An 8,317-nucleotide genomic window follows, 5' to 3' on the forward strand; every position below is an offset into this window, starting at 1 on the left:
CTCAGCTACCTGAGCAGACATGTAAGGAGTCGGGGTGAGTTCACCGAACGAGCCGGGCGGCCCCAGTCAGGGTGACAACCCGAACGGGGACGGGCTGGGCGAACGTGCCGGTGCGCACCGGGCGGCGACCGGTCCCGGCCGCCTTCCGGAGGGCGCAGACTCGCCGCCCTGGCAGCGCGGCGCCACCCGCGCCGGGGCGCAGACCGGGTCCCGCCCGGCGGCCGACCCGCCCACCGACGTGCGGACGCAGACCAGCTCGGAAGCTCGGCTGAACCGTTTCATCTCCGGGACGTCGTCGCCGACGCCCGGCCCACAGGCGGAGGTCCCAGCCGTGCGCAGCGAAAACTCACCGGCCGAGGCGTATGCCAGCGAACTGCCGGATCTCTCCGGTCCGATCCCGCGGGCCACGCCACGCAAACCGGAACGGCCCGCTGAGACGCCCTCGACGTCCACCGCGCGCCCGGCCAGTGGCGAGGCGCGGGAGTCGCGGGCGGTCGCGGTGGGCTCGCGGCGTGGCCGCGGGCCGGTGCGGGCCAGCATGCAGATCCGGCGCATCGACCCGTGGAGCACGCTGAAGGTATCGCTGCTGCTGTCGGTGGCCCTGTTCTTCGTGTGGATGATCGCGGTGGCGTTCCTCTACCTGGTGCTCGGCGGCATGGGCGTGTGGGCGAAGCTGAACAGCAACGTCGGCGATCTGCTGAACAACACCAGCGGCAGCAGCGGCGAACTCGTCTCGAGCGGAACGATTTTCGGCGGGGCCGTGCTGATCGGTCTGGTCAACATCGTGCTGATGACGGCGATGGCCACCATCGCCGCCTTTGTCTACAACCTGACGACCGACCTGATCGGCGGGATCGAAGTGACGCTGGCCGACCGGGATTAATTGGGACGTTTTGGGAGTCAGGCGGCCCGTGCGGTAATCTCGTCGCTCGGCCGTACTGGCAGTACGGGCCTATAGCTCAGGCGGTTAGAGCGCTTCGCTGATAACGAAGAGGTCGGAGGTTCGAGTCCTCCTAGGCCCACGATCATGTGCCCGTCAAAACGTCGTGTGAAGTTCACGCTGCCCCTGGCAGCGGCCGCCGCCCTCGGCGCGGCGGCGGTGGTTCGATCGCGCCGCGACGTCGAGGTCTGGCACGTGGCGCCCGATGTCACCCCTGGCGACGTGCCTGACAAACCAGAGGGGCCTTAGCTCAGTTGGTAGAGCACCGCCTTTGCAAGGCGGGTGTCAGGGGTTCGTAGCTTATCTCTAGGAGAGGTAGATGAAAGTGGGTGTGACCAGCGGTGATACCGCCACGGTCATATCCATGACGGGGCCATAGTTCAACGGTAGAACGGGGCCTTTGCAAGGCTCAAATCGGGGTTCGATTCCCCGTGGCTCCACCTTTGGTCGGTACGGCCGGCGGTGACACTACGCCCGTCTGATCCGCCCGATGCCGGGCAGGAACCGGTCGACAGCCTCACAGTAGTCGCGGTAGGCCTGGCCGTGGGTGGCGGTGAGGTAGGGCTCTTCGATCAGGCGGACCTGCAGTTGACTACCGATGATGATCATCACGACGCCGGCGAGTGCAATACCGTTGGGAACCGCAAAGGTTAGTCCGATAACCATGACGTTGATCGACGTGTAGATGGGGTTGCGCACGATCGCGAAAATGCCGGTGGTGACCAGTGGCGGGCGTTCGGTGGGGTCGACAGTGGTGCGCCACGAAGATCCCATTGCGCGTTGGGCGCCGAACGCGGCGAACACGCCCAGTGCGGCGAGCATGATGCCGGCGACGCGGCTGGGCCCGTGGTCCAACAGTGGCACTGGCTGCAGGCCCAGCAGTTCGGCGATGGGGGCGGCGATGCCGGGCAGCAGCATGCCGGAGGCCAGGGTTCCTCGGGCCCACCACTGTTTGGGTGTGCGAGGGATGCGGATGCCGCTGTCGCCGGTGCGATGGCGTTGAATACGGGCTCGCACGTAGCCGTCGAGCAGCCAGAAAGCCGCGACGAGGAGCAAGGCGATGATGGCGTACATCGCGGACATCGTGGTCGGCTTTCGTGGTCGCGGGGGTGGCAGGTCAGATCTTTCGGGCGGCCCCGATGAAGAGGAGCCCGCGAAGGTGGTGTTCGATGCGGGCGGTGCCGTGCAGGCCGTGGCGGGCCAGTTCAGCGGCGAATTCGTCTGACTCGAAGCGGTTTTCGCGTGGGTGCACGGTGAATGTGCGGAACGCCCAGGTGTCGAGCATGCGGCGTGGAACTTCCTCGAACAACAGCAGCCCACCGGGGCGCAACACTCGGGCGATCTCGGCGACGGCCAGCTGCCAGTGCGGGACGTGGTGGATGATGCCGAAGTCAACGACGGTGTCGTGGCTGGCGGTCGGCTGATGGATGTCGCAGACATCGCCGACTGACAGGGATACGGGCCTGTGATGGAGGCGTTTGCGGGCGAGCTCGACCATGGTGTCGTCGAGGTCGAATGCGGTGACGTGGCGGGCCTGGAGCCGGTCGAGGATGACTTCGGAGCCGACACCTCGTCCGCAGCCGGTCTCGAGTACGTCCTGGCCGGTGAGGTCGCCACCGGCGAGGCGGCGAAACCATGCGGCTTCCCGATGGTGTTGATGGGCAGCCCGAATCGGGTTGTTCATCGCTGCCCGTTCGATGGTGTTGAGCTTCACCGCGCCACCTCAGCCTTCATCAATCGCAAGCGCTGTCATCGACTAATTCCGATCAATCTAGGTTGTAGGCTATCATCGCGATATGTCGATGAAAAGTATGGGTGCTGCGCCGCCGAGTGCATCGCGCGACGAGTTGGCGGGGGCGGTGGCGTTGTTTCACAGTCTGTCCGATCCCACCCGGTTGGCGATCGCCCGCCGCCTAGCTGGTGGTGAGGCTCGGGTGGTGGATCTGACCGGTGAGTTGGGATTGGCGCAATCGACGGTGTCGTCGCATCTGGCGTGCCTGCGCGACTGTGGGCTGGTGGATTTCCGGCCCCAGGGCCGCGCCTCGGTGTATCGGCTGGCCCGGCCGGAACTGCTGGACATGTTTCGCGAGGCCGAGGCGGTGTTGGAGGCGACCGGCAACGCCGTCGCCTTGTGCCCCAACTACGGCCACCCGACTGAACGGAAGGTAGCGCGATGAGCGAGGCGTGCGGCTGCGGCAGCGACGACCGCAACGAAGGCGAGCAGGAACCCGAACGGCTCTGGGAGATCACCGAACTACGCGCGGCCGCAGCCGCGGGGGTGGTGCTGCTGGCCGGCTATGCGGTCGGCTGGTCCGGCGGCCCCCATGTGGTCGAAATCGGCCTGTATGCGCTGGCGTTGGCGATCGGGGCCTACACGTTCGTACCCTCGACGCTGCGCCGGTTAGCGCAAGGCAAGATCGGGGTCGGCACGCTGATGACGATCGCTGCCATCGGCGCGGTGATCCTCGGCGAGGTCGGCGAAGCCGCCATGCTGGCGTTCCTGTTCTCCATCAGCGAGGGCCTCGAAGAATACTCACTGGCCCGGACCCGCCGGGGACTGCGCGCGTTGTTGGCGCTGGTGCCCGACGAGGCCACCGTCCTGCGCGACGGCGCCGAAATCACCATCCCGCCAGCGGAGTTGCGGGTCGGTGACCGGATGCTGGTCAAGCCCGGCGAACGGGTCGCGACCGACGGCACCATCACCTCGGGGCGCACCGCACTGGATGTCTCGGCCATCACCGGCGAATCCGTTCCGGTGGAGGCCGGACCCGGCAGTGATGTGTTCGCCGGATCGATCAACGGCACCGGGGTGCTCGAAGTCGAGGTCACCTCCAGCGCTGCTGATAACTCGTTGGCCCGCATCGTGGCGATCGTGGAGGCTGAGCAGTCCCGCAAGGGCGCCAGCCAGCGCCTGGCCGACCGCATCGCCAAACCGCTTGTTCCGGCGATCATGGTCGCGGCCGCGCTGATCGCCGCCATCGGTTCCGTGTTGGGTGATCCGCTGGTGTGGATTGAACGTGCCCTGGTCGTGCTGGTGGCCGCCTCCCCGTGCGCGCTGGCCATCTCGGTGCCGGTCACCGTCGTCGCCGCGATCGGCGCCGCCTCCAAGCTCGGCGTCCTCGTCAAAGGCGGCGCCGCGCTGGAAGCCCTCGGCGCGGTGCGCACCGTCGCGCTAGACAAGACCGGCACCCTGACCGCCAACCAGCCCACCGTCATCGACGTCGCCACCACCAACGGCAACAGCCGCGACCACGTGTTAGATGTGGCGGCGGCGTTGGAGGCCCGCAGCGAACACCCGCTGGCTGCAGCGATTCTCGCCGCCACCGAGGGGCCGGTCCAACCAGCTGAGGATGTGGAGGCGGTGACCGGGGCCGGACTGCTCGGCCACCGTGACGGCCACCGGCTACGGCTCGGGCGCCCCGGCTGGCTCGACCCCGGACCCTTGTCCGAACACGTCGCGGCCATGCAGGCCGCCGGCGCCACCGCCGTGCTGGTCGAAGACAACGGTCAGGTCATTGGGGCGGTCGCGGTGCGCGACGAACTGCGGCCCGAAGCCGCCCAGGTCGTCGAACACCTGCGCCGCGGCGGCTATCAGGTCGCCATGCTCACCGGCGACAACCAAGCGACCGCCCAAGCCCTGGCCCGCCAGGTGGGGATCGATACGGTGCATGCCGATCTGCGGCCCGAAGACAAGGCGGCGCTGATCGGTCAACTGCGCCAACGCTCCTCGACGGCCATGGTCGGTGATGGCGTCAATGACGCCCCCGCTCTGGCCACCGCCGATTTGGGGATCGCGATGGGTGCGATGGGCACCGACGTGGCCATCGAAACCGCCGACGTCGCCCTCATGGGTGAAGACCTGCGCCACCTCACCCAGGCCCTGGCCCACGCGCGGCGAGCCCGGCGCATCATGCTCCAAAACGTCGGCCTCTCACTGGGATTGATCGCAGTGCTCATCCCGCTCGCCCTCACCGGTGTGCTCGGCCTGGCCGCGGTCGTCGCGGTGCACGAACTCGCCGAAATCGTCGTCATCGCCAACGGTGTCCGGGCCGGGCGCACCAAACCACTGGCACAGCCAGGCCGGGACCATGATCCGGTGGCCGAAGTAGCCGCCTCCGCGATATCGCGTTGACCACCGGCATCATCCATCGCGTAACCAGCCAGGCGAGGAGGTCAGCAAGGTGTGGTGTTTGCCGATGACTTATCACGCCTTTGCGTCACGGCCGGCAGCGGTCAGGCCGAGACTGTGCGCTCGCCGCCAGGCGGCCGCCAGGTTTGCGCTTCGGCTCTTGCCTGATACCTGGCAGAGGTACGTGCTGCATTCTTTGTTGTTGGTCTGCCACCGCAGTTCGGCGTAGATACGCAGGTATCTGCGCCGCAGGACGACCCGTCCGAGCGCACCACCACTGTCGTTCACCACACGGCATCGGCGGCCGCCTGCGGCGTGGTCCTGCTCAAGGGCTTGCCCCTGCTTGGTCCAGTGGACCGGCGCTTTCCACTGCTCGTCGCGGACCGGGGTGCGATTCCAGCCCACGATCGCGCCCGGTGTTTAGACCATCGTGAGGTGCCGGGCGCCGGGCCTGTCGCTTACGCCGAAGAGCGCGCCGCGTTGCGCGCCGGTGAGCAGCGTAATGTCGTCGAGTTCACTGGCGGTGTAGCCGCCGGCCGCGAGTTGGCCGAGTACGTCGCCGACGAGACGGGGCATCTCCTCGGCCACGCCGGGGCGGGGGCCATACATGCGGCCGGTCTCGTTGAGCAGCCGGAACATCGAGCGGTACTGGTAGTCGGAGAGCACACCTCGCTCGCGGGCCCGCACGACCAGCGACGACGCGCTCACACCCCAGGTGAGGCGCAGCTCATCGAGTTCATGCACGGCCCGCACTGACACGCGGTCCAAGTCAAAGCCGATGTCGGCGATGGGGGCGAGGAACTCGGCGGCGAAACTGTTGGCCCGCCGCTCGGCCTCGGCGGGGCTGACCAGCGTCATCGCATCCATGACCAGGTGGCCGAGTTCGTGGGCCAGCGTCATCCGCATGCGGTCGGGCGGCCGGGCCGCGTTGACGTACACCAGGTGCGGGTGATACTCGCTTGCTCGCAGGGTCACCGCGTCGATCTCGTCGTCGAGGAAACCATCGACCACAACGAACACCCCTGCGGCTTCGAGCAATTCGGTCATCGAGCGGATCGGGCCGGCGACGCGCCACAGGCGGCGCAGAACCTGGGCGACGGTGATCTCTCCGAGCTCGGAGGCGTAGTCGGCCGGGTCGAGATCGGGAAGCGCAAGCTTGGGGTTGATGTCGGCGCGGGACACCAGGCGGCCGATCCGCATCGCGACAAGATTCGCGCGCGCCCACACGCGGTCACGCTTCCACTCGGCCGCACTCAGGTTGGCCCGGAAGTGGCTGCCCTGGGCCGGGGACCGGGTGAAGGGCACGCACAGCGCTTCCGGGCGGCATTCCATGGCCTGCGCGTAGTCGAGCAAGGCCTTCCCTGCCAGGGGCAGCAGCCCCGCCTCGACCCTGCTGACGTGCGAGGCCGACACCCCGGCCTCGTCGGCCAGGCGCTTTTTCGACCACCCACGCGACAACCGGGTCAACTGCACCATCACGCTGTTCGCCGCGTCGTCGTACGGGTCCGGTGCCGTCACAGATCGCCTCCCCAACCGTCTCGGTGCTGTCTTTCGACACTAGCCCGCCGCCGCCGCGAATTCGCGCAGAAACACCGTTTGATCTGCGTTTTCCCAGTTCACGCCCACTAACGGACGTGGGGCGTGTGTGGCTGGTGTGACGATAGCGCAACTCCAGCCCGTGACGCCTGCAGACCGGCTGCTCCGTATGCGATCGGCGTGTCTTCCGGCCTCAAACTTTACCCCGGTCCGCACGATTCTATGCAAGGTTTTCGGCTGAAAGGCGGGGTCGTGACAGCTCCGATGGATCAACCCAACACACCCGACCGTCCGGTCTCCCGCAAGGAGGCCCGACGGCTGCTCAACCAGGTGGCGGTCGGGGTGGGGGCGATGCTGCTGGCCGCCGTCGATGACTGGAACGCCTTGTCGGCCCGGCACTCCGCACATCTGCGAACCGTGATGCAAGGGCTCGGGCGCGGCACATATGTTGCGGCCGCCGTCGCGGCGGGCACCGATGTGTGGCTGAGCACCCGCGGCATGCATCCACCCGGACACACGGTCGTCAAGCCCTACCGCTGGCCCGAGATCAACAGCCGCGGCAAGACGCACATGATGATCCACCACAACGAGATGGAACCGACCACCCCGCGGCGGACCGCGTTCTTCACCCAGGATTCGGCGACCCTGGGCCTGATCGGCGATCCCACCCATTGCGAGCTGACCTGGGACTACGACATCGTCACCGACACCCATATCCGCCGGATCTGGGTCAGCGCGCCGGGCGTCGACTGGGACCGCTTCGAGGTTCCGATGGCCAAGGTGCAGGCCCAATACGCGACGTGGCGCAAGCGCGACATGAAGTGGCTGCCCGGGGCACTTCCTGCCGACACCGCCGCAGCCGCGCCGATGCCGGCCCGCCAACCGCAGGAAGACCTGCGGCCCGACATCCAGGTGCGGCCCCGGCGCCCCGAGGAAACCCGGGATGCCGAGTGAAGGCGGCACCGGTGACCATCCACGGACGGGCGTCGTGGACGGTCGTAGACGCTTCAGGCCTACCGGTCGGGGAGGTCGAGCAGTTCCTGCACTGGCTGCGTGCGATCGGCCGGTCGCAGAACACCGTCCGCTCGTATGCGCGCCACCTGAGCTTGTTCTACCGGTGGCTGGGCGCACGCGGAATCGACTGGGACGCCGTAGTATTCGACGCACTGTGTGATTTCGTGGGGGCGCTGTCGGCCGGTTTGCCCCCGCTGCCGACCCGGTCCGGTAGCCGGGCGCCGGGAACGGTCAAAGCGGTGAGCGCGGCCGTGCGCGAGTTCTACGAGTTCCACCGCGTCGAAGGCCGCGGACCGCAGGATCTGGTGTTGACCCGCAACCCGTCGCGGCTCCCGCGCCGGGCACACAGCTTCCTGGCCCACATCGAGCAACGCCACCCCAGCGCGGTCTCCCGGTTGACCCGGCCGGGCAAGCAGCCGGCAGAGACCGTGCAGCTGATCGACTTCGAGGCCGACTTCGCGACGTTGCTGGCGGCGGCGTCGACCCACCGCGACCGGCTGCTGCTCTCCGCGCTCTATGACCTGGGCCTGCGGGTCGGGCAGGCGTTAGGCCTACGGCACGCCGACCTGGACCCGATGCGCAAGCGAGTGCAGGTGTGCCGCCGGGAGGACAACGCCAACGGGGCGCTGTCAAAGCAGCGAGCGCAATTCGCGGTGGCCGCGCCCCGCCGGTTCTTCGACCTGTACGCCGCTTACCTC

General features: G+C 67.8%; 9 protein-coding genes and 2 tRNA genes. 7 read left to right on the forward strand and 4 right to left on the reverse strand.

The annotated features are described in order from the left end of the window. Positions 1 to 34 precede the first annotated feature (34 nt). The 3 genes from QXH22_RS28020 to QXH22_RS28030 all read left to right on the forward strand — a co-directional run bounded on the left by QXH22_RS28020 (position 35) and on the right by QXH22_RS28030 (position 1,380). Positions 35 to 883 (forward strand): DUF3566 domain-containing protein, encoded by an 849-nt coding sequence (locus QXH22_RS28020; protein ID WP_306277603.1) that lies wholly within the window; start codon positions 35 to 37, stop codon positions 881 to 883. Between the two features lie 65 nt (positions 884 to 948). Next, positions 949 to 1,022 (forward strand) — tRNA-Ile (locus QXH22_RS28025). Between the two features lie 287 nt (positions 1,023 to 1,309). Next, positions 1,310 to 1,380 (forward strand) — tRNA-Ala (locus QXH22_RS28030). A gap of 28 nt (positions 1,381 to 1,408) precedes the next feature. Here QXH22_RS28030 and QXH22_RS28035 read toward each other — a convergent pair. Both QXH22_RS28035 and QXH22_RS28040 read right to left on the reverse strand, forming a co-directional pair. After that, a complete protein-coding gene (locus QXH22_RS28035) occupies positions 1,409 to 2,023 on the reverse strand; it encodes an isoprenylcysteine carboxylmethyltransferase family protein (RefSeq protein WP_016895219.1) in 615 nt (204 codons plus the stop codon). Between the two features lie 34 nt (positions 2,024 to 2,057). Further along, complete coding sequence (locus tag QXH22_RS28040; RefSeq protein ID WP_016895220.1) at positions 2,058 to 2,654, reverse strand: bifunctional 2-polyprenyl-6-hydroxyphenol methylase/3-demethylubiquinol 3-O-methyltransferase UbiG; 597 nt, start codon at positions 2,652 to 2,654, stop codon at positions 2,058 to 2,060. Positions 2,655 to 2,736: 82 nt separating this feature from the next. Here QXH22_RS28040 and QXH22_RS28045 point away from each other — a divergent pair, with 82 nt between their 5' ends. Together QXH22_RS28045 and QXH22_RS28050 are read left to right on the forward strand one after the other, a co-directional pair. Beyond that, the gene (locus QXH22_RS28045) at positions 2,737 to 3,117 is read left to right on the forward strand and encodes a metalloregulator ArsR/SmtB family transcription factor (protein WP_082658790.1); all 381 of its coding nucleotides are present in this window, start codon (positions 2,737 to 2,739) and stop codon (positions 3,115 to 3,117) included. Beyond that, positions 3,114 to 5,072: a cation-translocating P-type ATPase gene (locus tag QXH22_RS28050; RefSeq protein ID WP_016895223.1), complete on the forward strand. Its 1,959-nt coding sequence runs from the start codon at positions 3,114 to 3,116 to the stop codon at positions 5,070 to 5,072. The genes QXH22_RS28045 and QXH22_RS28050 overlap by 4 nt, the downstream gene beginning before the upstream one ends. A gap of 72 nt (positions 5,073 to 5,144) precedes the next feature. On the opposite strand, the gene QXH22_RS28055 is transcribed toward QXH22_RS28050, so the two are convergent. Together QXH22_RS28055 and QXH22_RS28060 are read right to left on the reverse strand one after the other, a co-directional pair. After that, positions 5,145 to 5,474 carry a hypothetical protein gene (locus QXH22_RS28055; RefSeq protein WP_016895224.1) on the reverse strand — a complete coding sequence of 110 codons (330 nt, stop codon included), beginning with the start codon at positions 5,472 to 5,474 and terminating at the stop codon, positions 5,145 to 5,147. Between the two features lie 15 nt (positions 5,475 to 5,489). Continuing rightward, a complete protein-coding gene (locus QXH22_RS28060) occupies positions 5,490 to 6,587 on the reverse strand; it encodes an XRE family transcriptional regulator (protein WP_016895225.1) in 1,098 nt (365 codons plus the stop codon). Between the two features lie 270 nt (positions 6,588 to 6,857). Between QXH22_RS28060 and QXH22_RS28065 the strand changes: the two genes are divergently transcribed. Continuing rightward, positions 6,858 to 7,559 carry a hypothetical protein gene (locus QXH22_RS28065; protein ID WP_231752585.1) on the forward strand — a complete coding sequence of 234 codons (702 nt, stop codon included), beginning with the start codon at positions 6,858 to 6,860 and terminating at the stop codon, positions 7,557 to 7,559. 11 nt (positions 7,560 to 7,570) lie between these two features. Continuing rightward, positions 7,571 to 8,317 (forward strand): site-specific integrase (locus QXH22_RS28070; RefSeq protein ID WP_306277604.1); only part of this gene is annotated, 747 nt, incomplete at its 3' end.

The organism is Mycobacterium sp. TY814 (assembly GCF_030755175.1).
In the GTDB taxonomy this organism is placed as follows: domain Bacteria; phylum Actinomycetota; class Actinomycetes; order Mycobacteriales; family Mycobacteriaceae; genus Mycobacterium.

Bases quoted from the DNA above. Each gene is read 5' to 3' on its own strand.
- QXH22_RS28050 (WP_016895223.1), top strand. From the start codon at position 3,114: ATGAGCGAGGCGTGCGGCTGCGGCAGCGACGACCGCAACGAAGGCGAG.
- QXH22_RS28045 (WP_082658790.1), top strand. From the start codon at position 2,737: ATGTCGATGAAAAGTATGGGTGCTGCGCCGCCGAGTGCATCGCGCGAC.
- QXH22_RS28035 (WP_016895219.1), bottom strand. From the start codon at position 2,023: ATGTCCGCGATGTACGCCATCATCGCCTTGCTCCTCGTCGCGGCTTTC.